The organism is Salinivibrio sp. KP-1, from assembly GCF_000968645.1.
GTDB lineage: Bacteria > Pseudomonadota > Gammaproteobacteria > Enterobacterales > Vibrionaceae > Salinivibrio > Salinivibrio siamensis.
Map to the genome: position 1 here is coordinate 140,460 of NZ_LAQR01000002.1, position 25,400 is coordinate 165,859.

The window sequence follows — 25,400 nt, forward strand, 5'->3', positions numbered from 1 at the left end:
GGTCTATTAACAGACGATAGGTTAGCGTGACAAAAATGTGATGATGTTTATGGCACTAACATCTAAGTTAGCAGATATGGGTGAATGATTGGTTATGTATCGACCATGAAACAATAAAATTGAAGCCTTTGCTCAGGGTTATTGATAAAAATGACACTCTCCTCGCGATTTCAACATAAAGCGGTAAAAGTGCGCTGTCGTTTGCGGGACATTGGTGCATCGAGCAATGGTAGCCGGATCACTGCGCTATGGCGAAAAGCGGTGTAGAATCAGTCACAACCGCGATAGGCTCTGAGTAACCTGTACTCAGAGGTGGAGGATAGTGTGCCGCGTCACTACGACCTAAGTATTATGTTTCACAAAACGAGTAGATTTTAATTTTAGGTTAAAAATGCTATCCTCACGCAGCGGTTACGTGCTCGAACCCTCGTCTTGCTGGAAAATTTTAATAAACTTCGCCGGATAAGCGTGATACGAGTACTAACACTTTCCAAGGATGTTGGATCATACGGTCTGACCGAGAAAAGAGGAAATAGTCGTGCTTGAAGCCTACCGTAAACACGTCGAAGAACGTGCCGCTCAGGGTATTGTGCCTAAACCGCTTAACGCTGAGCAAACCGCCAGTTTGATAGAACTGCTGAAAAACCCGCCCGCTGGCGAAGAAGAAACCCTCGTTTATTTACTGGAAAACCGAATCCCACCCGGTGTGGATGAAGCCGCTTACGTGAAAGCCGGCTTTCTGGCCGCACTGGCAAAAGGTGAAGCGCAGTCTCCGTTGATTAGCCCCGAGCGTGCCACTGAATTACTTGGCACCATGCAAGGTGGCTACAACATCGAGCCGCTGATCACCTTACTTGATGATGACAAGCTTGCGCCCATTGCGGCGAAAGTGCTGTCTCATACCTTATTGATGTTCGATGCGTTTTACGACGTTGAAGACAAGATGAAAGCAGGCAATGCCTACGCCAAGCAGGTGATGGAGTCGTGGGCGAACGCTGAGTGGTACCTGGAAAAACCACAAATTCCTGAAAAAGTGACACTGACGGTGTTCAAAGTCTCGGGTGAAACCAACACCGATGACTTGTCGCCCGCGCCAGATGCTTGGTCGCGTCCTGATATTCCCCTGCACGCGCTGGCCATGCTGAAAAACGAGCGTGAAGGTATTCACCCGGACAAACCGGGAGAGATTGGCCCGATCGAGCAAATGAAAAAGCTGGAAGAAAAAGGTCATCCACTGGTTTATGTCGGTGATGTGGTCGGTACTGGCTCGTCTCGTAAGTCGGCAACCAACTCGGTGTTGTGGTTTATGGGGCACGATATTCCTAACGTCCCTAACAAGCGCTCAGGTGGTTTTTGTTTAGGTGGCAAAATCGCGCCTATTTTCTTTAATACCATGGAAGATGCGGGCGCGCTGCCGATTGAACTTGATGTGAGCAAGCTCAACATGGGCGATGTGATTGACCTGTATCCGGCCGACGGCAAAGTGTGCAAGCACGGCACCGATGATGTCCTATCTACCTTCCAACTAAAAACAGACATCTTGTACGATGAAGTGCGTGCTGGCGGACGTATTCCATTGATCATTGGCCGAGGCCTGACTGACAAAGCCCGCGAATGCTTAGGGCTTGAGCCGTCTGAGGTGTTCCGTCGCCCACGTCCGGTGGCTGATTCCACCAAAGGCTTTACCTTGGCACAAAAAATGGTGGGTAAAGCGTGTGGCGTTGAGGGCGTGCGCCCGAACACCTATTGTGAGCCAAAAATGACCACCGTGGGCTCACAAGATACCACCGGGCCCATGACGCGCGACGAGCTGAAAGATTTGGCCTGCCTTGGTTTTACCGCTGATTTGACCATGCAGTCGTTCTGCCATACCTCTGCTTATCCAAAACCGGTTGATGTGGAAACACACCATACGTTGCCCGACTTTATTATGAACCGTGGTGGCGTGGCGCTGCGTCCCGGTGACGGTGTGATCCACTCATGGCTCAACCGAATGCTGCTGCCCGATACCGTGGGGACGGGTGGGGATTCACACACCCGTTTCCCGCTGGGCATTTCGTTCCCTGCTGGCTCAGGTCTCGTGGCCTTTGCGGCCGCGACCGGCGTGATGCCACTGGATATGCCAGAATCGGTCCTAGTGCGCTTTAAAGGTGAGATGCAACCTGGGGTAACGCTACGCGACCTGGTTCATGCTATCCCTTATTTTGGCATTCAAAAAGGGCTGCTGACGGTGGAGAAATCGGGCAAGATTAACGAGTTCTCTGGCCGTATTTTGGAAATCGAAGGGGTTGAGCACCTGACGGTAGAGCAAGCGTTTGAGCTGTCAGATGCGTCAGCGGAGCGCTCTGCGGCTGGCTGTACGGTCAAGCTGTCGCAAGATTCAGTGGCTGAATACCTCGAGTCGAACATTGTGATGCTTAAGTGGATGATCTCTGAGGGCTATGGCGATCGCCGTACCATCGAGCGCCGCATTCAAGCTATGCAGCAATGGTTGGAAAACCCAAGTTTGATGGAAGCAGATAAAGATGCCGAATATGCGCATGTGCTCGAGATCGACTTGGCTGACATCAAAGAGCCGATTTTGTGTGCGCCGAATGACCCAGATGATGCACGTAGCTTGTCAGATGTGGCAGGTGACAGTGTTGATGAAGTCTTTATCGGCAGCTGTATGACGAACATTGGTCACTTCCGCGCGGCGGGTAAACTGCTGGACAAGTTCGGAGGGAGTTTATCTACCCGTATGTGGGTGGCACCACCGACGAAGATGGACCGAGATCAGCTCACCGCCGAAGGCTACTACGGTATTTATGGCCGAGCAGGGGTGCGCATCGAAACGCCAGGGTGCTCGTTGTGTATGGGTAACCAAGCGCGTGTGGCAGAAAAATCGACTGTGCTGTCGACCTCGACGCGAAACTTCCCTAATCGACTGGGTACAGGCGCGAATGTCTATCTCGCGTCAGCGGAGTTGTCTGCTGTCGGCGCGATCCTTGGCCGTATTCCGACCAAAGAGGAGTACCTTGAGTACGCGGAGCAAATCAATGCGACCGCCAGCGATACCTATCGCTACCTCAACTTCCATCAAATGGATGCCTACACCAAAAAAGCGGATGATGTGATTATTAAAGCAGCGGTATAACGGCTGCTGACTCATTTCGTTCTGAAAGCGCCCCAGACGTGGGGCGCTTTTTTTATGTGTGTTAAGCCGTTGTGGATCGATGGGAGGAGAGTCGGATCATGCGTGCGATGTTTTCACTGGTGCGAATGAGGTTTTTTTTACTGTTCATTAGCGCGTCGCTCAATTCACAGGGGCCGGCTTGAATGGGAAATATCGCCGTGACACCTTGTTGGTAAAGCGCTTCGCAATCGTCGCCCACACTGCCTGCGAGCACCACGACTGGGATCTGATAAGCTTGTGCAATGCTGGCGATAGCAGCCGGCACTTTGCCGTGCTGCGTTTGTCCATCGACACGCCCCTCGCCAGTGATCACCCAATCGGCATTGGCCAATAATGAATGAGCCTGGGTGCGTGAGAGTAATAAGTCGACCCCGGGTTCGAGTCTTGCCCCGAGTAGCCCTCCCAAGGCAGCACCTATACCTCCTGCTGCGCCGGCGCCAGAAAAGTGGCAAACCGACTGTCCCAGTTGCAAGTGACAGATACTCGCAAAGCGGTGCAGGTATTGCTCTAAGACACGAATATCCTCTTCTTGCCCGCCTTTTTGTGGCCCAAAGATAGTGGTGGCGCCGTGCGGTCCACATAATGGATTATCCACATCGCAGGCGGCGGTCAGTGTCACGGCCTTAAGCCGTGAATCAAGCGTATCAAGATCAATCGTCATTAAGGCGCCGAGTCCTTCTCCGGTGGGCGTGATGGGATGGCCTGCGCCATCAAGGAGCTTGGCACCGAGGGCGGTCAAGATCCCCGCACCGACATCATTGGTCGCACTGCCGCCCAACCCGATAATGATTTCGTCAATATCATGGTCAAGTGCGGCGCGAATAAGCTCGCCAGTGCCTAAGCTGGTGGTATGACGAGGGTTGCGTGCGTCTTGTGGGACTAAGGGAAGGCCTGAAGCACTGGCAACATCGATAACGGCCAGACGATGTTCGCGATTGATAACAAATTCGGCGGTCACCGGGCGAAAGTCGGGTCCAGTCACCTCACAGTGATAACGCTCACCGCCGATTTGGTCGAGAAAACTTTGCGCATAACCTTCGCCCCCATCCGCCATTGGCAGTTGTGAAAAGCGAGCGTGAGGCAAAATAGGCGCCATGCCTGCCTCGATCGCCTGTGCAACATGGCGAGCATTCAGGCTCTCTTTAAATGAATCAGGCGCGATCACGATATGCATAAGCCTATCCTTTACTGCTTACTGTTATTCCATTTAAGTATGGTTGAAGTGACATTTTGATGACAGCACTGGCTTGGCAATTCTGACAAAAAGCAGGACAATAGCCGGCCAATTTTGGAGGTCAGTGTGGATTACGAATTTTCTCGCAACAGTTTTGATGACAGCTACCGGATTGTTTTTTCGATGGGACATGAAGCCATAGGACGTTGGCTATTGGATGAACTCGGCACTGAGCTGACTCAAGTGACATCCTGTCTACATACCCTGCAGCAACTTGAGTCAGAGCAGCAGTGGCGCGGGCATACGTTCACGCTTACCGCCAATCGTGATGAGGTCGTGGTGGTGGCGAATGCCATGCTGCAACCTGCCTCGGATGAGGCGCAAACCACGCTCAATGAGCAAGCGCTGACCTTTTACGATGAAGAAAGTTACGCGGCGTGTGGTTACCAAGACTTTGTGGTGATGCTGGACGCCTACCAAGACTTCATTGCCCGTTACGGTCGACGTTAAGCGGGTTCTCTGAGTCAACTCTTCATGGCTGAGCACGTATCACCGTGTGCGTGCTTCGAATGGCTGAACCTCCCCGCCGCTTTTTCTCCCGATTCTCGTTTCGATGTTCCCCCTTGGTGCAATCGCATGCTGCTCTCCCTGGCATGCGCTGTGTTGGTGAATAATTCGCACTTATATGGTGCAAATGAACGCCTTTCTATCCCGCATTTATTTAAGTTGTTGATTTTAAACATATTAAATATTGGCACGGCTCTTGATAGTTAGACGATGATGCAAACACAAGGACTCAGGAGAAGGATATGAAACTGATTAGCGCCATTATCAAGCCGTTCAAGCTTGATGACGTACGTGAAGCGTTGGCGGATGCTGGCATTGACGGCATGACTGTCTCAGAGGTGAAAGGTTTCGGCCGCCAAAAAGGGCACACAGAGTTATATCGTGGTGCTGAGTATCAGGTCGATTTTTTACCCAAAGTAAAATTAGAAATCGCTGTGCAGAGCGAACATGTCGACAGTGTTGTGGAGGCGATCTCTAAGGCCGCACAAACGGGCAAGATCGGCGACGGTAAAATCTTCGTCTTTGATCTTCAGCAAGCGGTGCGGATCCGTACTGGTGAGATGGATCTGGAAGCAATTTAAAAACAGGGAGTAAAGACAATGGAACTGGTAAACACGGTGACTGAATTGCGCTACGCGCTCGACACCTTTTTCTTTCTTTTATCTGGTGCGTTAGTGATGTGGATGGCGGCTGGCTTTGCCATGTTAGAGGCAGGCTTGGTGCGCTCGAAAAACACTACTGAGATACTGACCAAAAATATCTGCCTCTATGCTATCGCTTGTACCATGTACCTGTTGGTGGGCTACAACATTATGTACGTGGACAACAGTGGCGGCGGTTTTGTCCCTTCTTTTGGGGCCTTGATTGGCACCCAAGGCGCCGATGCGGATCATTCGCTCGAATCTGACTTCTTCTTCCAAGTGGTGTTTGTTGCCACCGCGATGTCTGTGGTGTCAGGGGCGGTTGCCGAGCGCATGAAACTGTGGGCGTTCCTCGTGTTCTCTGTCATCTTGACTGCGGTGATTTATCCGGTTGAAGGTTACTGGACATGGGGCGGAGGCTTCCTCTCAGAGGCTGGTTTCAGTGACTTCGCCGGCTCTGGGATTGTTCACATGGCGGGCGCGGCGGCAGCCCTCGCAGGTGTGCTGCTTTTGGGAGCGCGTAAAGGCAAATATGGCAAAAATGGTAAAATTAACCCCATTCCTGGCTCAAACCTGCCTCTGGCAACACTGGGTACCTTCATCTTGTGGTTCGGCTGGTTCGGTTTTAACGGCGGCTCACAACTGATGGTGTCAGATTTTGAAAATGCCACGGCTGTCGGACAAATCTTCTTGAATACCAATGCAGCGGCAGCGGCTGGTGCGATAGCAGCATTACTGGTGTGTAAAACCCTATGGGGGAAAGCCGATTTGACCATGGTACTCAACGGTGCCTTAGCCGGCTTAGTGGCCATCACGGCGGATCCGTTATCGCCTTCACCCGTGGCAGCGCTGATCATCGGTGCGGTATCGGGTGTGATTGTCGTATTCAGTATTGTTGGTCTGGATAAGGTCAAAGTGGATGATCCTGTCGGTGCTATCTCCGTGCACGGTGTATGTGGCTTCTTTGGCCTGATGGTTGTGCCATTAAGCAACACAGGGGCGACCTTTGGTGCGCAGCTTCTGGGGGCGGCAGTGATTTTTGCTTGGGTATTTGCGGCAAGTTTCCTCGTGTGGCTGGTGCTGAAAAATACCATGGGCATTCGTGTCACCGAAGAAGAGGAGATGTCAGGGATGGATCTTCACGACTGTGGTATTGATGCGTATCCCGAATTTGTTAGCGTAAAATAGTCAGTTACACGTAACTCGAGTAAACTCTGAAACGAAACCTTACATTTTTGGATGTAAGGTTTCTTTCTTTTTGCGTCTGATCATATTGAGCCCTGAGTCATTAGTTGTATACTAACGAAACTGAGATTCGTTATCATTTATCATCATATTTAAGGACTGCCACGATGAAAAAACTACTGATTGCCTCGGCTATCACCGCAAGCCTATTAGGAACCAGCGCCGCGGTTGCGTCCGAAGAAGTCAATGTTTACTCGTATCGCCAACCTTTCTTGATTGAACCCATGTTCGATGCGTTTACCGAAGAGACCGGCATTGCTGTGAATGTTAAATTCGCTAAAAAAGGCATGGCGGAAAAGGTCAAGCAAGAAGGTGAGTACAGCCCGGCTGACGTACTGCTAACCGTTGATATTTCACGCCTTAAAGAGCTGGTAAACCAAGACGTGGTACAGCCCGTGCAAAGTGATGTTATCGATCAAAACGTGCCTGAGCAGTTCCGAGATAGTGAAGATAAGTGGGTCGCGCTGACAACACGAGCTCGTGCGGTATACTCTTCACGCGAGCGTGTCGGCAAATTGGGTGACGATTTTGATTATCTCGACTTGGCAAAACCAGAATGGAAAGGCAAGATTTGCACCCGTTCAGGTAAGCACCCATACAATGTCTCTTTAGTGTCAGCTATCATCGAAAATCACGGTGAAGCGAAAGCCAAAGAGTGGCTTGAGGGCGTAAAAGACAACCTCGCACGTAAACCACAAGGCAATGATCGTGCACAAGTGAAAGCGATCAAAGAAGGCCTGTGTGACGTCTCACTGGGTAATAGCTATTACCTAGGCAAAATGCTGAACGACGAAGAACAAACAGCGTGGGCGGAAGCGGTTTACTTGAACTATCCTGGCCAAAACGCGCACGGTACGCACGTGAACGTGAGTGGCATGGCGATGGCGAAGTACGCACCGAACGAAGAAAACGCGCTAAAACTAATGGAATTTTTAACGTCAGACAAAGCACAGCATATGTATGCTGAGGTGAACTTCGAAGAGCCTGTGAAGCCGGGTGTTGAGCAGTCTGAGCTCGTGGCGTCTTGGGGCGACTACAAGCATGACCCAATGCCGCTTGAGGCGATTGCGGATAACTACAGCCAGTCAGTGAAACTGCTGGATGAAGTTCAGTTCGACCTGTAAGCCATTGCATAGGGGCGGATGCCGCCCCTGTTGTCTTTCTCTGACGCCTTAATGTAGTAGGCCATGCGAGATAGATTACCCATGATAAAAACCAGCAGTTGGGGCTTAGCCCTATTGCTGGTTTTGCCGATCTTAGCGATCTTTTATACCGCGGTGGGCGATACTGGGGATATTTTCCCCCATTTATTCGAGACCGTACTGCCGACTTATACCTTGAACACCAGCTTGTTAGTGGCTGGCGTGGTGGCGATTGCGATTATCCTCGGGGTGCCCACCGCGTGGATGCTGGCCATGTATCAGGTACCGGGCAGCCGGCAACTGCAGTGGGCGATGGTGCTTCCGCTTGCGATGCCGGGCTATATTATTGGCTATATCTATACCGATTGGTTTGATTATGCCGGTCCGCTACAACGTGGCTTGCGGGCATTGTTTGAATGGCAAACGGTCAATGATTACTGGTTTCCCGATATGCGTACCTTGCCGGGTGCGTGTTTTGTGCTGGCGTTAGTCTTATACCCTTATATCTACCTGCTCACCCGTGCCGCGTTTATGGAGCAAAGTGTCACCTTGACCCACTCTGCGCGCTTGCTCGGTTGCTCGCCGATGCAAAGCTTTCGTCGCATTTCTTTACCCTTGGCACGGCCGGCGATTGCGGTGGGGGCCTCTTTGGTGGCGATGGAGGCGCTGGGCGATTTTGGAACGGTCAATTACTTTGCGGTCAGCACCCTGACAACCGCAGTCTATGATACTTGGTTGAGCTACTCGAGCTTAACCGCTGCCGCCAAAATCTCTGCGATCATGCTGGTTGCTATCTTCCTTTTGATCAGTGCTGAACGTTATGGGCGACGTAAACAAGCACAATTTAGTCCAAGCTCGAGCAGTGATGCGATTGAGAAAATGCCCTTAACAGGCTGGCGTAAAGTCGGGGTGTTAGCCTGGTGTTGGAGTCTGCTGTCACTGGCGTTTATTTTACCTCTGCTCCAGCTTTTAGTTTATGCATGGCACTACTACGAAAAAAATGCGGTCAGCGAGTTTGCCACTTTTAGCTATAACAGCTTTTATACCTCAAGTTTAGCGGCGCTCATTGCCGTCGGCATTGCGTGGACAGTGAATGTGTATCGCCGCCTGCGTGGGCATGGGGTCAGTGTGGCGCCCATGCGATTGGCGTCTATGGGGTATGCGGTGCCGGGGACGGTGCTTGCGATTGGCGTGATGTTAGTGCTGACGCGCGGCGATCACTTCATTAACGATATCGCCACGCATTACGGCTGGGGACGGCCTGGCCTCCTATTATCTGGCACCATGGTGGCCTTATTGGTGGCCTTTGTCGTGCGGTTCAGTGCCGTCGCCATTGGCAGCATTGAGTCAAGCATGGCCAAAATTCCTCCTTCATTGGATATGGCGGCGCGAACCATGGGGTGCACCACCACAGGGGTAATTCGTCGTGTGCATTTACCCTTAATTCGGCGGGGGACGCTCATTGCGATGCTGTTGGTGTTTATTGAATCGATGAAAGAGCTTAATGCTGCGATTTTATTACGCCCTTTTAATTTCGAAACACTGGCCACTTATGTGTACAACTTTACCTCGGATGAGCACCTAGAGTATGCCGCCTTACCTGCCATTTTGTTGGTCGTGGTTGGCTTGGTCCCCCTTATCCTGATTAACCGGTCATTGGAGCAAAAATATCAATGAAGTGTGCGCTCGCGATAGAGAATTTGACCTGCAGTTATAACGGCACCCCTGTTTTAAAAGATTTGTCGCTGCAAGTCGCGCCAGGAGAAATTGTGTGCTTGCTCGGCGCCAGTGGCTGCGGGAAGACGACGTTGCTGAAAGCGATGGCAGGGTTAATGCCATTATCGTCAGGAAAACTATCGATTGGGTGCAAACTCATGGACGATAATCAGCATTCAATCCCGCCAGAGCAACGTAATATTGGGATGATTTTTCAAGACTATGCGCTGTTCCCGCACCTTACGGTGGCAGACAATGTGGGGTTTGGTCTGTCTGAACTCAGCGCGGCAGCGCGAAGTGAAAAAGTGGCTGAGATGCTCAAGCTGGTGCGTCTGGCGGAGCTGGGTGACCGCTATCCTCACCAGCTCTCGGGCGGCCAACAACAGCGCGTGGCGATAGCGAGAGCGCTGGCTTATGAACCGGATCTGTTATTGCTTGATGAGCCCTTTTCGAATATTGATACCCAGGTTCGTCATGATTTAATTGAAGAAATCCGACGTATTTTTAAATCCCAAGGCGTCACGGCGATCCTTGTGACGCACAGCCGAGAGGAAGCATTCGCGTTTGCCGATAAGCTAGCGGTAATGAATCAGGGGCTCATTGAACAGTATGGCGATACCACAGACGTGTATTACCAACCTGCGAGCCGTTTCGTCGCTGATTTTCTTGGCCAGGGCTCTTATGTGCCCGTAACGGTCTCGTCGCAAGAACAAATGCAGACACCGCTCGGTCCGTGGCCACGTCCGGTGCATTGTCACCCAGGCCCGCATTGGTGGTTACTGCGCCCTCAATTTCTAAGCATTCGTGCTGATGCTGAGGGGGAAGGACAGGTGTTATCCCAACAGTTTATGGGTGACAGTAGCCGTTATACCATCGATATCCATGGTCAAAAACTGTCGGTACACGCGCGTGAGCCGCTATTGGTAGGGGATAAAGTCAGCTTACATATTCGCCCCCACGAGCCAGTCCTGTTCAATGATGGGCCGAGTTTTATTGACGATTAAGGCACCAGAACCAAAAAAGCCAACCGAGGGGTTGGCTTTTTACGGCGTTGACAACGCGGCTAGCTTTGTTGGCACAATACGTCAATATAGTGTTGAGCCATGGCGTTTAAAGCCGTTTTGTCTGGTTGCTGATGCGCCTGTAAAAAGAGCACATAGCATACCCCTGCCAACATACTGGCAAGCTCACGCGGTTGGTGACGGTCGACCATCTCACCTTTTGCCATCCCGTGCTCGAACACTTGCTCGAACTGATCCATCGCGTCTCGACTGCCTTTGACAAAGCGTGGCCAAATATCTTCGCGAATAGAGGTACTCCACTCAAACCAGACTTTCATCCACGCTTTGTCTGCCAGAGCTGTGTCAATAATTTGCGAGGTAATGCAGTTTAGCGATGCCCGCATTGATTGATCTTGCCCGGTGCACTCATTAATCAGTTTAATGAAGTGTTTCTCGGTCTGGGCCAAGATCTCTTCCACCAAGTCTTCACGGGTTGGGAAGTAGTTAAATACCGTTGCGACGGAGACGTCTGCCATTTCGGCGTGCCCCGCACGACCAATCCCGCGTTTGGCAAACACATCTAAGCCACACCCTAATAACTGCTCTTTGCGGCGCTCGGGCGATAGCCGCGTCCTTGTTCTCTCATTTGATTGAGCCATCCTAAAACCTGCCAACTTATTTTTGGTTTGTACAAATTAATTATTGTTTGTGCTAATGATTTTATTATTAGCGGGATTGAGTTTATACCAGCCATTTATGGCCTGACAACGGCTAGAAGCCTGATCTAGGCCGTAAAAACGTAATTTTGTCTGCAAAAAAAGTCATTCATTACAAAAAACAAAGGCACGGATTATTTTTTCTTATCAATCAGTGTGATACCCAACTAGTGTGCGGGTGCATAAGCGATGAAAACGCGCTCGCTGGGATCCGCAATCGATTTAGTGCTAGACTATGCCACCTTTGTTAGTGACCTCCCTTTTGTGGAGAGACAACCATCGGGGCAGATATGAAACACACCGTTGAAGTGATGATTTCAGAGCAGGACGTACAGGCGCGAGTGAAAGCCTTGGGCGCTGAGATCAGCGAGCACTATAAAGACTCATCTGAGTTGGTATTAGTGGGGCTGCTGCGTGGCTCGTTCGTTTTCATGGCGGATTTATGCCGTGCGATTGATATGCCGCATGCGGTCGACTTTATGACCGCATCAAGTTACGGCAACAGCATGGAAAGTACGCGTGATGTGCGTATTTTGAAAGACTTGGATGATGATATTAAAGGCAAAGACGTACTCTTAGTCGAAGACATCATCGATACTGGCAATACGCTGAGTAAGGTGTGTGAAATCCTGTCTTTGCGCGAGCCAAATTCAGTACGCATTTGTACATTGTTAGACAAGCCAGAGCGCCGAGAAGTTGACGTTAAGGTTGATTGGTTGGGCTTTACGATTCCAGATGAATTTGTGGTCGGTGTGGGCATTGATTATGCGCAAAAATACCGCCATCTGCCGTACGTCGGTAAAGTGATTCCGTTGGACTAAAGGGTTCAAGGAATGCGAAAGGAGAAAGCCGAGCCGATGCTCGGTTTTTTTGATCTATGAACAGGTGAGTGCCAATCTGCTTTGTCAGGGAGGTGTGGAAAGACTAACACTCGACCTTGTCAGACACGAGTTCACACATTGCCGCTTGATAGTTGATTTCCAGTGATTCCCGGCTATTGGCAGTCATCCCCAGATCCCGCAAGATCCCATCGGTCGTATCGTAAAACCAGCCATGGACCTTCACATCTTGGCCGCGCTCCCAGGCCGCCCGCAAAATAGTGGAATTACCAAGGTGGTACACCTGCTCGGCGACATTGATCTCACATAGCCGATTACCGCGTGCTTGTGCAGGTAGGTGGCTAAGATAGCTTTTGTGCTTGAGGTAGAGATCACGAATATGCAGTAACCAATTGTTAATTAAACCCAGCTCAGGGTTTTCAATTGCAGCATGCACCCCGCCACAACCATAGTGGCCACAGACAATAATGTGCTTGATTTGCAGCACATCAACGGCGTACTGCACGACCGACAGGCAGTTTAAATCGGTATGAATGACTTGATTGGCGACATTACGATGGACAAAAAGCTCGCCCGAGTCTAGGCCAGTCAGGCGCTCTGCAGGAACTCGACTATCCGCACAGCCAATCCATAAGTATTCTGGATGTTGCTCCTTCGCCAAGTCGGCAAAAAACTGTGGGTTGGTATCACGAATGTCTTTTGACCAGGCTTTATTGTTGGCGAACAACGCTTTGATTTGGGCCATATCCACTCAGTCTTTTGGCAAGGTTATCAATTGCCACTATACCGCAATGATGAGGTTTGAAATATACTGAGATCAAATTTCACATTCTTTTACATCTTGCGCGCCCAATAGATCACGCTGTTTACCTTCAAAGCCACTGCTCGGATAGGTTAATCCAAGAAAATTCGTATACTGTCTCTTCCACCATCAATGCAGTAGAGGGTAGTGAGTGTTTGATAAGGGACGATTTGCGCAGCTGACATTAAAAGGGGATTTGTTTGGTGGGGTGACCACCGCGATCATCTCTTTACCATTGGCACTTGCATTTGGTGTGGCCTCTGGGGCTGGCGCGGAAGCGGGGCTATGGGGCGCGATTTTAGTTGGGTTGTTTGCCTCGCTATTTGGTGGTTCGTCTACACTGATCTCTGAACCGACCGGCCCGATGACAGTGATCATGACCACGGTGCTAACCGCGATGATGTCTCGCTACCCGGAAGGAGGCGTAGCGATGGCGTTCACTGTGGTGATGATGGCAGGCGCGTTCCAAATACTGATTGGTAGCTTAAGGCTGGGTAAATACGTCACCTTAATGCCATACAGCGTGGTGTCGGGGTTTATGTCAGGGATTGGGGTGATTTTGATTTTGCTCCAGCTGGCCCCCTTGTTGGGGCAAGCGGCCCCGACAGGCGGGGCGCTTGGCACACTCAAAGCATTGCCTGATTTAATCAGTCAAGCCGACATGAAAGAGGTATTTCTCGGTGTTTTGACGCTTGGCATCTTGTTTTATTTCCCTGCCAAGTATCGTCGTTTTATTCCCGCACAGCTTGTCGCACTCGTGAGTATCACCTTGGTCTCTATTTTGCTGTTTGATACCGACAGCATTCGCCGTATTGGGGAAATACCGACAGGCTTACCCTCGCTGGTGATCCCGCATATCACGACAGAACATTTTACCGCGATGGTAATTGATGCCCTCGTGTTGGGCACCTTAGGGTGTATTGATACCTTGTTAACCGCGGTGATTGCTGACTCACTGACTCGGCAAGAGCACAACTCCGATCGCGAGCTGCGTGGGCAGGGCATTGCCAATATGATTGCCGGGTTATTTGGTGCGCTCCCTGGCGCGGGGGCCACCATGGGCACGGTGGTGAATGTGCAAGTGGGCGCGCGTTCTCCTTTGTCAGGGATTTTGCGGGCGGCGATGTTAGCCGCTGTGGTATTGGTGGCTGGTGCGCTTACCGCGCCGATCCCGATGGCGGTACTCGCGGGTATTGCGGTATATGTCGGGTTTAATATCCTCGATTGGAGCTTTCTTCACCGCGCACATAAAATCAGTTTACAACAAACCGGTATCATGTATGGCGTGATGGCGCTGACGGTGTTTGTCGACTTGATTGTTGCCGTCGGCCTAGGGGTATTCATTGCGAACTTGCTGGTCATTGAGCGTCTAAGCCGAGAGCAAGCCAAGCAAGTACGGGCCATCAGTGATGCCGAAGATGATGAAGTGCCGCTTGATGACGAAGAGCGTGCGCTGCTTGATGCGAGCAATGGCCAAGTGTTGTTTTTCTATCTCTCAGGGCCAATGATCTTTAGTGTCTCGAAAGCGATTGCACGCCAGCATGCGCACATCAACGAGTTCCGCGTGATGATCTTAGATTTAAGCGATGTGCCTATGTTAGACATGACGGTTGGCTTGGCGTTAGAGAACGCGATTAAAGATGCGCGCGAGGCCGATTGCACAGTATTTTTGCTGTGCCCGCATGATGAAACGCGCGAGCAATTGCAGCGTTTGCATATCGGTGACTGGGTCAGAGAAGCGCATATTTTTACCACACGCAAGCCCGCGCTCGAGGCGGCCAACCGCTTGGTAGAAGTGATGCCTTAGCACGCTGTTCAATTTATCTTACACATGCATACGCTGGTGTGCGTCAACGGGCTAGGTTGGCGCGTGCCAGTGTCATTACGGATCCCGACAGGTGCTCGGTACTTTCAGTCTCAAAACTACGTCATACACGATCACTTAAATACAATGTATTTAGTGAATATTTGCCACATTTCTCATCATTTTATTCTTTTTGGTTGAAAACTAACCATGCGTTTCCCCTCCTGATTTGATCTTGTGCACATTCCTATATACTGGCGCGCGCACTGGGGGACCCCCGTGCCAGTGAGTAAAGCCGTCATGGCCGTGATACTGCATACGACTTGAAAGGATCAGCTGTTTTGAAATTCGAACGATTCAAGAACTGGACCCTGAAAGGGGACCTGTTTGGGGGCGTCACCACGGCGGTTATTTCTTTGCCCCTCTCGCTGGCGTTCGGGGTAGCGTCAGGTGCAGGCGCCGAAGCCGGGATGTGGGGGGCCATTTTGGTGGGGCTTTTTGCCGCGTTATTTGGTGGCTCTTCAACCCTTATCTCAGAGCCGACCGGCCCGATGACAGTGATCATGACCGCGGTACTCACCACCATGGTGTCACGTTACCCCGAAGGGGGCATGGCAATGGGCTTTACGGTGGTGATGATGGCGGGCTTATTCCAAGTGATTTTAGGGACCTTGAAGCTTGGAAAGTACGTTACTTTAATGCCATATAGCGTGATATCTGGGTTTATGTCCGGTATTGGCGTTATCTTGATCATTTTGCAGCTGCCGCCTTTGTTGGGACACGTGACCCCCGAAGGAGGCGTGTTGGGCACACTGAAGATGCTGCCTGAGTTGATTGCATACACTCAGCGCAGTGAGCTTTTAATGGGGCTGCTTACACTTGGGATCCTCTTTTCTTTCCCACAAAAATATCGCCGTTATATGCCGGTACAACTCGTTGCCTTGGTGGTGGTGACTTTGCTGTCAATGTGGTGGTTTGATCTCGAGGCGGTTCGTCGAATTGGTGTTATTCCAACTGGCTTGCCAACCTTGATGCTGCCACACATCGACAGTGAGGTGCTGACCACCATGGTGGTGGACGCGTTAGTGTTGGGGACTTTGGGCTGTATTGATACTTTGCTCTCTGCTGTGATTGCCGACTCGCTCACGCGTGAGGAACACGACTCGGATAAAGAGTTGCGCGGTCAGGGGCTGGCCAATATGGTCGCGGGGTTATTTGGCGCTTTGCCGGGAGCGGGTGGCACCATGGGCACGGTCGTCAATGTGCAAGTGGGCGGGCGCTCACCCTTTGCGGCCATTGTGCGCGCCCTCATTTTAGCGGCGGTGATCTTGGTCGCAGGCTTTTTAACTGAGCCCATCCCGATGGCGGTGCTGGCGGGTATCGCCATCTATGTGGGCTTCAATATCCTTGACCGCACCTTTATCCAACGTGCTCACAAAGTCAGCTTACATCAAACCGTGATCATGTATGGAGTGATGATATTAACCGTGCTGGTGGACTTAATCGTGGCAGTGGGTGTGGGCGTGTTTATTGCCAATATTATTGCCATCGAACACTTAAGCCGTGAGCAAGAAAAGCAGGTTAAAGCGATCAGTGATGCGGATGAAGATGACGTCCCCCTGAGCGAGATGGAAAGGGCTTTATTAGACAGCGCCAACGGAAAAGTGTTGTTTTTCTATCTCTCAGGCCCAATGATATTCAGTGTCTCGAAAGCGATTGCACGTCAGCACAGTAAAATCGAGGAATTCGATGTCATGATCTTAGACCTCAGCGACGTGCCCATGATTGATATGACCGTCGGCCTCGCGCTGGAAAATGCGATCAAAGATGCGGTTGACGCCAATTGCCAAGTTTTTCTGCTCTGCCCCCATCAAAAAACACGGGATCAGCTTGAGCGCTTGCATGTTAAAAATTGGCTCACTGACGATCATACTTTTGATAGCCGTTATGACGCACTCCGTGCTGCGCACCGAGTGACCGAGGTCATGCCTTAAAAGAACGGGAGCTTATGAAAGCCATCGACATCAAAGACCTTGTCAAAACCTATGGGACCAGTGTTAAGGCGCTAAAAGGGGTATCGCTCTCTGTGGAGGAGGGCGATTTTTATGCGCTATTGGGGCCAAATGGGGCGGGCAAATCCACCACCATTGGCATTTTGAGCTCACTGGTGAATAAAACCCAGGGGCAGGTGAGCATTTTTGGCTACGATCTCGATAGCCAAAAAGTGGAAGCCAAAAAACAAATCGGGCTGGTGCCACAAGAGTTTAACTTTAACCAGTTTGAGAAAGTGGAGCAGATCGTGGTGAACCAAGCGGGTTACTATGGTGTGCCCCGCGACCAAGCCAAATTACGCGCGAAAAAATACCTCTCGCAGCTCGATTTATGGGATAAGCGCCACGAGCCTGCCCGTAATTTGTCGGGAGGCATGAAGCGTCGCTTAATGATCGCCCGTGCGCTGATGCATGAGCCTCGTCTGTTGATTTTGGACGAGCCAACCGCCGGTGTCGATATTGAGCTGCGTCGTTCAATGTGGGACTTTCTCACCGAGATAAACCGGCAAGGGATCACCATTATTCTCACCACTCATTACCTTGAAGAAGCCGAAACCTTGTGTCGCAACATCGGTATCATCAATCGAGGCGAGCTGGTGGAAGATACCTCCATGAAGGCCTTGCTGGCGAAGCTGGACGCAGAGACGTTTATCCTTGATTTACAACCGGGGCATAAACTGAGCACCTTAGACGGTGTCAACTGGCAGAAAACCGATACCAATACCTTGGAAGTCGAAGTGAATAAGTCAGTCGGGTTGACCCCTGTCTTTGATCAGTTGTCGCAACAAGGGGTGCAGGTGCTGTCGATGCGCAATAAGGCAAACCGCCTTGAGGAGCTATTTGTCACCTTAATTCAGCAAAATGGGGAGGAGCGTGTATGAATGCTTTGTATTGGGTCGCCTTTCGAACTCTGATTCATAAAGAAGTGGCGCGCTTTACCCGTATCTGGGTGCAAACCTTGGTTCCGCCCGCGATTACCATGAGCCTCTATTTTATCATTTTCGGTAATCTGATTGGCTCGCGGATTGGCCAGATGGAAGGCTTCTCCTACATGGAGTATATCGTGCCGGGGCTTATCATGATGTCGGTGATCACCAACTCCTACTCGAACGTGGCGTCTTCATTTTTTAGTGCCAAGTTTCAGCATAATATCGAAGAGCTTTTGGTGGCGCCGATCCCCAATTACGTGATCATTGCCGGTTATATCGGTGGCGGGATGTGTCGGGGGTTAGCGGTCGGCGCCTTGGTGACCATGACCTCTTTGTTCTTCGTCGACTTGCAGATAGCGCATCCGTTGATCGTGATTACCACCGTGGTCTTTACTTCGGCGGTGTTCGCATTGGGAGGACTTATCAACGCTATCTTCGCCAAAACGTTTGATGACATTAGCCTTATCCCCACCTTTGTGCTGACGCCCTTAACCTACTTAGGTGGGGTGTTTTATTCACTCTCACTGTTGCCCGATTTTTGGCAAGGGGTATCCAAGCTCAACCCGATTGTGTACATGGTGAACGCGTTCCGGTACGGCTTTCTTGGCGTGTCAGATGTCGGCATCATGACATCGTTTGGGGTACTGACGCTGTTTATTATCGGCTTGTATGCGCTGGCGTGGGGTTTGATTTCCAAAGGGACAGGCTTGCGTAGTTAACGACCTCACCGTATCTGTGATTCGGATTAATATTGGATAAAAAAGCCCCGGCCATGATGGCCGGGGCTTTTTATTACGAGCTTGAACGGTGATGCCTGATGGTGTGCTGACGGTTAATTAAATAAACCTTTCAGCCACCCGACCGGGTCTGACTGACCACAGCGCTTGGCAAACTGCCCATCAATGTCCCAAACCGGCAGCGAGGCATCTCCGCGACAGCTCAGCTGGTATTGACTGCCTTTTTGCGTCACCGCGACCGTCGTGATGTGAGCCGGCCAAGATAACGTCAGCGCACTGGCGCCTCGACGACTGAGATAATCATCATAGACACGCAATGCGCCTGAGGCCCCGGTGAGCCCGGTCGATTGGTTATCGTCGCGGCCAAGCCAAACTGTGGTGACTTCTTTATCATCAATACCCACAAACCAGCTGTCTCGGTTATCGTCTGTGGTGCCGGTTTTGCCGGCCAGTGCCACGTTGCCATGATGACGTTTTAAATAACCGCCGGTGCCTTGTTGCACCACTTGCTTCATCGCATACAGCGTTAGCCAGCCGGCTTGCTGAGAGACAACACGCTCGGCTTTTGGCCAGTTTTGATAAAGGCTCTGTCCTTCTTTGGTGGTGACCGCGCGTAAGGCGGTTAATGGCGCACGTTGCCCACCACTGCCGAGCGTTTGGTAGATTTGTGTGACGTCGAAGGGACTCATGCTAAACGCGCCGAGGAGCAATGACGGTACCTGGGGGATATTATCGGTATTAGCACCCAGTTTGCCAAAGGTATTGATCACCTCATCTAACCCCAACTGCATGCCGAGATTCACCGTCGGGACGTTATAAGACTTGGCGAGAGCGGTGAGTAAGGACACACGGCCTCGATACTGGCGATCATAGTTGCGTGGTTGCCAGCTACTGCCTTGGCTACCCTCCAAGCGAATCGGTTTATCGTCAATCTTACTGGTGAGCTGGAAACGTTCGGGGTGGCTCAACGCGGTCAGATACACCGCCGGTTTTGAGAGCGAGCCGATAGGACGTTTGGCATTTAATGCGCGATTAAAGCCTGCAAAGCCTGGGCGCGCCCCACCAACCATGGCGCGTATTTCACCGCTGCGTCGGTCTGCGATGACGGCCGCTGCTTCAAGTTTGTTGCCAGCTCTATTTTTCAGCGCCTTAACTTTATCCACCACCGCGCCTTCAATGGCTTGCTGTGAGACAGGATCCAGTGTGGTAAATATACGTAGCCCTTCTCCTGCCGCGTAGTTATCGCCTACATGTTGGCGGATCTCCTCTTTAAGTTGATCAAAATAGGCGGGTTGGGGACGCGAAAGTGTCGGGGTGGCCTGAATATCGAGCGGACGACTGGCGGCAGCATCGTAATTGGCACTGGTGAGTAGATTTTGCTCGAGCATCAAGCGTAATACCAGATCACGTCGTGTTTTCGCGCGTTCAGGGTGGCGGAAGGGATTGTAATAAGATGGCCCTTTTACCATGCCAACCAGCAGCGCGAGTTGATCAACACGTAGCTCACTGATAGGGCGACCAAAATACAAGCGCGCGCCCAAAGGAAAGCCATGCACCGGCTCGCCGCGGTTTTGGCCAAGGTAGACCTCGTTAAGATAGGCCTCTAGGATTTTGTCTTTGCTGTAGCGAAAATCGAGGATCAAAGCCATGTAGGCTTCTTGCACCTTACGCCACAAGGTACGATCACGGGTGAGGAATAGGTTTTTAGCCAGCTGTTGGGTAAGCGTCGAGCCACCTTGCACGGTGCGTCCTGCGCGAATATTGGCGACCAAGGCACGCAAAATACCCGTAGGAGAGACGCCTTCGTGATGATAGAAGTCTCTGTCTTCCGTGGTAATCAAAGCTTCAACTAAAAATTCGGGAAAGCGCTCTCGTGGTAAGAATAAACGCTGCTCGCGAATTCCAGATTCCATCATGCCCAACAGCTTGGGCTCGATACGCAGTAACCCTAGCGGTTGTTGGCTGTTTACCTCGGTGATTTTACCCACTTGGCCGTCAGCAAAGCTCAACATCGCATGACGCGCCGGCGCGGGCCCATCCTCAAAATCAAATGGGCGACGAATGATCTCAAGCCGAGTGCTTGACGCCGAGTACTCGCCAGGCCGTTTGGGCGTACGCACTTTCTGATAGTTGAGGGCGTCTAGCTGTTGGCGCAGCTGCAAAAGGGAAAAGTCGCTGCCAGGAGACAGGTTGATGACTCGGCCATAAACGACCCCAGGAAGCTGCCAAATCTGGCCGCTGAACCTGTCTTGGATTTTGCCATCCAGATAGATACCTAACATAACGACGGCCGCAACCCCGACGAGGCTGCACTTTAGCCCCAAGCCTAACAGGCGTTTCCCCCAACTTGGCTTAGTAGACGTCTTTTTGGGCTGGCGCTTGGGTGATGAACGTTTTTTGTTGCTCGGGCGTGAGCGTGTTTTTTTCTCTGCCATACAATAGCTTAACTCTGGTTAAAATGGCGCTTGGTTTTACGGGTTGGCGCATGGTTGGCCGGGTCATCAGGCCAAAGGTGCTTAGGGTAGCGCCCTTTCATTTCTTTTTGCACCTCTTTGTAGCTGCCTTGCCAAAACCCCGCCAGATCTTGCGTGATTTGCAGTGGACGTCCGGCGGGAGAGAGCAACTCCACTTGCACGGCCACCTTGCCGTTAGCCAGGGTGGGTGTATCCGCCTGTCCGTACATTTCCTGCATTTTTACCGCTAAGACGGGCGCGTTTTCCGGGTTATAGCGCAGCGGATAACGTGATCCGGTTGGGACAGTAATGTGTGTGGGCAACGCGGTGTTTAATTGCTGTGTTACCGCAAAACCGAACCAGGCCTCCAGCACGGGCTTGAGATCCAACTGCTGCAGGGCTTGCCAACGTGACATGCCATGGACAAAAGGCGCCAGCCAGGTATCGAGCGATGCCAATAAGTCGTCGTCGCTAAGTGGCGGTAGCATGATATCCAGTCCCCAGGCTTGTGCGCAGCGGGCGCGGGTGAGCAAGCATTGGCTGCCGCTTTGCCAGTTCAGTGTATTAATGCCTTTTTGGCGCACGGCGTCTAATAACCCTTGCGCCTGCTGCTCGGCGCTGAGTGTATTAAGTGGCTCACGATAAAGCACTAATTCGCCGAGGCGTTGCTGTTTTTCTGCTTGTAATGTGCCGCGTTGGTCATCCCATTGTACGACCTCATGTTGACGTAATAAGTCGGGGCGCATTTGTTGTAGCGAGCGCAGTGAAAGCGCGATAGCACTGTAGGCGCGGCTGTCGTGTTGCTCACCGGCCATCACATCACAAACCACGATTGCCTCGTTGTGACTGAGTGCGTCTTGGCTATCGAGTGTCACGCCGTGACCATTGGCCATCATAAAGCGCCCCGTTTTTCCCCGTCTCAATGCGATTCTATCTGGCCAGATGTTCGCGGCCAGCAGTGGCAATATGGCTTCATCGAGTGAGCGTTGTAACTTTATTCCAAGCGCCCGTGCCAGCGATTGAGCGCGGTCTTGATAGTCTTTGTGAGACATGACCGCCTGTAATTGGTCAATCAGTGCCAGTGATACACCTGAGGTCATCGGTTTGTCGGCCCATGCGGCGAGCCAGCAGGCGGTGGATAACACGGCGGTATCCGCTTTTTCAACCCGAGCCAACATGGCGGCAGCGCGCGGGCTAGCAGCCAATTGGATGGCACGTTGCCCCAGCGCTGTGAGTCCTTGGCGCGTATCAATCAGCCCCAATTGTGTCAGTCTGGTACAGGCCGCTTGCCAATGCTTGGTGGGCGGCACGTCAAGCCAATGTAAATCTTTGACATCACAGCCCCACTGGATGACATTGAGGGCAAGATCGGTCAAGTCCTCTCGCAAGATCGGCGCGGTGGGAGTGGCAGGTAAGCGCTGAAATTGCTCTTCACTGTATAAGCGCAGGCATTGCCCTTCTTCGAGACGACCTGCTCGCCCCGCACGCTGGATGGCAGCGCTACGCGTTATTTGCCGCGTCACCAATTTATTGATACCGGTTTGGGCTTGGTGCAACACCAAGCGCTCAAGCCCAGCATCGATGACTAAACGAATCCCTTCGATGGTTAAACTGGTTTCAGCAATGTTGGTTGTGAGCACTAACTTACGTCTTCCAGGGCAGGGAGGCGCAATCGCGGCGTGTTGCGCCGAGACGTCAAGGCTGCCGTGGAGGCGGTGCAAATCCATGTCATCAGGTAGACGCCCTTCTAGGGCGGCATAAACCTGGCGAATGGCCCCAATGCCAGGGAGAAAGAGTAGGGCCGACCCTGCGTGTTGAGCGATAAAATCAAGGCTGGCGCTCGCTACTGCGCTGGCCCATGGTGAATGCCGTGACAGTGGGTGATAGTGATAATGAATCGGATAGCTGCGCCCTTCAGTTGTCAGGGTCAGGGCGTCGGGTAAATGTTGCGCCAAGGCGTGATTATCTAAGGTCGCAGACATGACCACTAGGCGCAGATCATCTCGCAAGCCGGCTTGGCAATCTAGGCTCAAGGCAAGCGCCAGATCGGCATGCAGGCTGCGTTCGTGAAACTCGTCGAACATGATCACACTCACGCCATCGAGCATGGGGTCGGTTTGCAGCAAACGTGTCAGCACTCCCTCAGTGACCACCTCAACACGCGTTTTAGCACTGATTTTTGTCTCACCACGCATGCGTAAACCTATGGTTTGGCCAATAGGCTCATCTAGGTGATGGGCGAGGAAGCGAGCAATGTTGCGAGCGGCGAGCCGACGGGGTTCCAGTAGCACGATTTTTCCCGGCAGTGGTGCTTGCTCAAGTAGCGCGAGGGGTAAGCGCGTCGACTTACCCGCTCCTGGTGGTGCGGATAAGAGGATTTGTGGATAGGCCGCGAGCCCGTCTATCAGGTCAGGTATCACGGCATCAATCGGAAGCTGCGACAAGAATTTGCCCTTTGTGTCAGAATCAAAGTGACTATTTTAACGGACTGAGCGTAAAAGGAGAGCCCATGCGACTATTTTTCGCGCTAGGTTTGGAGGAGGGCATTAACCAAACCGCCCGGGCGCAGCTGGTGGCGTATAAAAATAGCCTCAGTGGAGTCGGGCATGCGGTGCCCGATCAAAACTTACATCTCACCTTGGCGTTTTTGGGTGATGTGCCGGATGCATATATTCCTCGTCTACAAGCCACGGTGCAAGACCTTCAACTGCCCGCCTTTTCCATCACGGCCTCGACCGTTGAAGTATGGGCTCAGCCGAGGATTGTCTGTGCAACGTTAGCGTCTCCTCCGCAAGCCTTATTGGCGCTGGCTCATCATTTACAGACCTTACCCGTTTGGCCAGCGAAAGCGGACAGTCATGCGTTTACCCCGCATATTACCTTGCGTCGTGGTGTCAAAGATGACGATGCGCTGGACTTACCGACGCCTCCTACCCAGACATTTGCGTGTCAACGATTTGGATTATATGCTTCGCCTTCCTCCTCGTCGGATGAATCGATACCTCGAGATAATGAGGGGCGGGCGTTATACCAATGCCTGCATCAATTCAGCCTTTGTTAATCATCAGCAGGAACGGAAGATGCAGTTTTCCCCACCACTAGCGTCGGCAACCTTAGTACGCCGCTATAAACGTTTTTTAACCGATGTGACCTTGGCTAATGGCGAGTCGCTGACCATGCATTGTGCCAATACGGGGGCGATGACCGGTTGTGCGACGCCAGGCGATACCGTTTGGTATTCCACCTCCGATAATACCAAGCGTAAATACCCTCACAGTTGGGAGCTTAATCATACCCAGCAGGGACACTGGATTTGTGTCAACACGGCGCGCGCCAACACCTTAGCGGTTGAGGCGGTGCAGGCGAATCGTATTCCTGAACTAGTGGGGTATCGACAATTACAGACGGAAGTACGCTATGGCAGTGAAAACAGCCGCATAGACCTACTATTACGTGACGATGACAAAGCGGACTGCTATATAGAAGTAAAGAGTGTCACATTATTGGAGGAAGACGGCTGGGGCGCGTTTCCGGACGCCGTGTCGACGCGAGGGCAAAAGCACTTGCGTGAGCTGATGGCGATGGCAGAGCAAGGACATCGTGCGGTTTTATTGTTCGTTGTTTTGCACTCGGGGATTGAAAAAGTCACTGGCGCCCCCCATATCGACCCGGATTATAACCAGTTATTAAATCATGCGTTGGCGTCAGGGGTAGAAGTGATCTGCTATCAGGCTCAGATGTCGCCGAGTGAGCTAAATCTGGTTAATTCCGTACCTTTTGTTAGTCATACCGCAAAAGTGTAAGCATGTTCACATTGGGCGTTGTAGGGCGTAAATCAAAGATTGCCACCCTAAAGGCTTTCTGCTATAGATAGCGCCCTCATTTGACAGACACGGGTCATGTCAAGGTTTTTTAGGAGAAGCTGAATGCCAGAAAGCAAAGAAAAGAAATCGCTGGGCATCCTGGCCATTGCCGGATTAGAGCCATACCAGGAGAAACCTGGAGAGGAGTATATGGGAGAGGCTCAGCTTGAGCATTTCCGTAAAATCCTCAATGCGTGGCGTAATCAGCTCAGGGAAGAAGTCGACCGCACCATGAATCATATGAAAGATGAGGCGGCTAATTTCCCCGATCCTGTCGATCGTGCAGCACAGGAAGAGGAATTCAACCTAGAGCTGCGTAATCGCGATCGCGAGCGCAAGCTGATTAAGAAGATCGATAAGACATTGCAGCGTATCGAAGATGATGACTTCGGCTTTTGCGACTCGTGTGGTATCGAAATTGGGGTGCGCCGCTTAGAAGCTCGCCCAACAGCAGAGCTGTGTATTGACTGTAAAACACTGGCTGAGCTAAAAGAAAAGCAAATGGCTGGCTAACGCTGGCGCGTTGTATTTGCACACATCGATGC

General features: G+C 51.7%; 20 protein-coding genes. 15 read left to right on the plus strand and 5 right to left on the minus strand.

Annotated features, from left to right (window positions below):
• Positions 1-538: 538 nt before the first annotated feature.
• The gene (gene acnB / locus WN56_RS05090; protein WP_046073992.1) at positions 539-3,136 is read left to right on the plus strand and encodes a bifunctional aconitate hydratase 2/2-methylisocitrate dehydratase; all 2,598 of its coding nucleotides are present in this window, start codon (positions 539-541) and stop codon (positions 3,134-3,136) included.
• 61 nt (positions 3,137-3,197) lie between these two features.
• Here acnB and WN56_RS05095 read toward each other — a convergent pair whose 3' ends face one another.
• On the minus strand, positions 3,198-4,349 hold the full coding sequence (locus WN56_RS05095; protein WP_046073993.1) for a glycerate kinase: 1,152 nt from the start codon (positions 4,347-4,349) through the stop codon (positions 3,198-3,200).
• Between the two features lie 126 nt (positions 4,350-4,475).
• On the opposite strand from WN56_RS05095, the gene WN56_RS05100 reads away from it, so the two are divergent.
• From WN56_RS05100 to WN56_RS05125, 6 genes are all read left to right on the plus strand, one after another.
• Positions 4,476-4,859, plus strand: coding sequence for a YacL family protein (locus tag WN56_RS05100; protein ID WP_046073994.1), 384 nt, complete (start codon positions 4,476-4,478; stop codon positions 4,857-4,859).
• 299 nt (positions 4,860-5,158) lie between these two features.
• Positions 5,159-5,497 carry a P-II family nitrogen regulator gene (glnK, locus tag WN56_RS05105; protein ID WP_046073995.1) on the plus strand — a complete coding sequence of 113 codons (339 nt, stop codon included), beginning with the start codon at positions 5,159-5,161 and terminating at the stop codon, positions 5,495-5,497.
• Between the two features lie 18 nt (positions 5,498-5,515).
• Positions 5,516-6,745 (plus strand): ammonium transporter, encoded by a 1,230-nt coding sequence (locus tag WN56_RS05110; protein WP_046073996.1) that lies wholly within the window; start codon positions 5,516-5,518, stop codon positions 6,743-6,745.
• A 164-nt stretch (positions 6,746-6,909) separates the two neighbouring features.
• Complete coding sequence (locus WN56_RS05115) at positions 6,910-7,926, plus strand: Fe(3+) ABC transporter substrate-binding protein (RefSeq protein ID WP_046073997.1); 1,017 nt, start codon at positions 6,910-6,912, stop codon at positions 7,924-7,926.
• A gap of 63 nt (positions 7,927-7,989) precedes the next feature.
• Positions 7,990-9,621, plus strand: a complete 1,632-nt coding sequence (locus WN56_RS05120; protein WP_046073998.1) for an iron ABC transporter permease — start codon at positions 7,990-7,992, stop codon at positions 9,619-9,621.
• The gene (locus WN56_RS05125; protein WP_046073999.1) at positions 9,618-10,664 is read left to right on the plus strand and encodes an ABC transporter ATP-binding protein; all 1,047 of its coding nucleotides are present in this window, start codon (positions 9,618-9,620) and stop codon (positions 10,662-10,664) included. The genes WN56_RS05120 and WN56_RS05125 overlap by 4 nt, the downstream gene beginning before the upstream one ends.
• A 59-nt stretch (positions 10,665-10,723) precedes the next feature.
• Here the strand turns inward: WN56_RS05125 and WN56_RS05130 are convergent, their stop codons facing one another.
• The gene (locus WN56_RS05130) at positions 10,724-11,320 is read right to left on the minus strand and encodes a TetR/AcrR family transcriptional regulator (RefSeq protein ID WP_046074000.1); all 597 of its coding nucleotides are present in this window, start codon (positions 11,318-11,320) and stop codon (positions 10,724-10,726) included.
• A 347-nt stretch (positions 11,321-11,667) separates the two neighbouring features.
• Between WN56_RS05130 and hpt the strand changes: the two genes are divergently transcribed.
• Positions 11,668-12,198: a hypoxanthine phosphoribosyltransferase gene (gene hpt, locus WN56_RS05135; protein WP_046074001.1), complete on the plus strand. Its 531-nt coding sequence runs from the start codon at positions 11,668-11,670 to the stop codon at positions 12,196-12,198.
• Positions 12,199-12,301: 103 nt separating this feature from the next.
• Here the strand turns inward: hpt and can are convergent, their stop codons facing one another.
• Positions 12,302-12,961: a carbonate dehydratase gene (can, locus tag WN56_RS05140; protein ID WP_046074002.1), complete on the minus strand. Its 660-nt coding sequence runs from the start codon at positions 12,959-12,961 to the stop codon at positions 12,302-12,304.
• 208 nt (positions 12,962-13,169) lie between these two features.
• Here can and WN56_RS05145 point away from each other — a divergent pair, with 208 nt between their 5' ends.
• The 4 genes from WN56_RS05145 (at position 13,170) to WN56_RS05160 (ending at position 18,521) form a co-directional block, all read left to right on the plus strand.
• Positions 13,170-14,825 (plus strand): SulP family inorganic anion transporter, encoded by a 1,656-nt coding sequence (locus tag WN56_RS05145; RefSeq protein ID WP_046074003.1) that lies wholly within the window; start codon positions 13,170-13,172, stop codon positions 14,823-14,825.
• 338 nt (positions 14,826-15,163) lie between these two features.
• Positions 15,164-16,816 (plus strand): SulP family inorganic anion transporter, encoded by a 1,653-nt coding sequence (locus WN56_RS05150; protein ID WP_046074004.1) that lies wholly within the window; start codon positions 15,164-15,166, stop codon positions 16,814-16,816.
• 14 nt (positions 16,817-16,830) lie between these two features.
• Positions 16,831-17,754 (plus strand): ABC transporter ATP-binding protein, encoded by a 924-nt coding sequence (locus tag WN56_RS05155; RefSeq protein ID WP_046074005.1) that lies wholly within the window; start codon positions 16,831-16,833, stop codon positions 17,752-17,754.
• Positions 17,751-18,521 (plus strand): ABC transporter permease, encoded by a 771-nt coding sequence (locus tag WN56_RS05160; RefSeq protein ID WP_046074006.1) that lies wholly within the window; start codon positions 17,751-17,753, stop codon positions 18,519-18,521. The genes WN56_RS05155 and WN56_RS05160 overlap by 4 nt, the downstream gene beginning before the upstream one ends.
• Before the next feature lie 113 nt (positions 18,522-18,634).
• Here the strand turns inward: WN56_RS05160 and mrcB are convergent, their stop codons facing one another.
• Both mrcB and hrpB read right to left on the minus strand, forming a co-directional pair.
• Positions 18,635-20,974 carry a penicillin-binding protein 1B gene (gene mrcB / locus WN56_RS05165; RefSeq protein WP_046074007.1) on the minus strand — a complete coding sequence of 780 codons (2,340 nt, stop codon included), beginning with the start codon at positions 20,972-20,974 and terminating at the stop codon, positions 18,635-18,637.
• An 8-nt stretch (positions 20,975-20,982) separates the two neighbouring features.
• Positions 20,983-23,436, minus strand: a complete 2,454-nt coding sequence (hrpB, locus tag WN56_RS05170; protein ID WP_046074008.1) for an ATP-dependent helicase HrpB — start codon at positions 23,434-23,436, stop codon at positions 20,983-20,985.
• A 65-nt stretch (positions 23,437-23,501) separates the two neighbouring features.
• On the opposite strand from hrpB, the gene thpR reads away from it, so the two are divergent.
• The 3 genes from thpR (at position 23,502) to dksA (ending at position 25,368) form a co-directional block, all read left to right on the plus strand.
• Complete coding sequence (thpR, locus tag WN56_RS05175; protein WP_046074009.1) at positions 23,502-24,053, plus strand: RNA 2',3'-cyclic phosphodiesterase; 552 nt, start codon at positions 23,502-23,504, stop codon at positions 24,051-24,053.
• Positions 24,054-24,072: 19 nt separating this feature from the next.
• The gene (gene sfsA / locus WN56_RS05180) at positions 24,073-24,795 is read left to right on the plus strand and encodes a DNA/RNA nuclease SfsA (protein ID WP_046074010.1); all 723 of its coding nucleotides are present in this window, start codon (positions 24,073-24,075) and stop codon (positions 24,793-24,795) included.
• 123 nt (positions 24,796-24,918) lie between these two features.
• A complete protein-coding gene (gene dksA / locus WN56_RS05185) occupies positions 24,919-25,368 on the plus strand; it encodes an RNA polymerase-binding protein DksA (RefSeq protein ID WP_046074011.1) in 450 nt (149 codons plus the stop codon).
• The last annotated feature ends 32 nt before the right edge of the window (positions 25,369-25,400 follow it).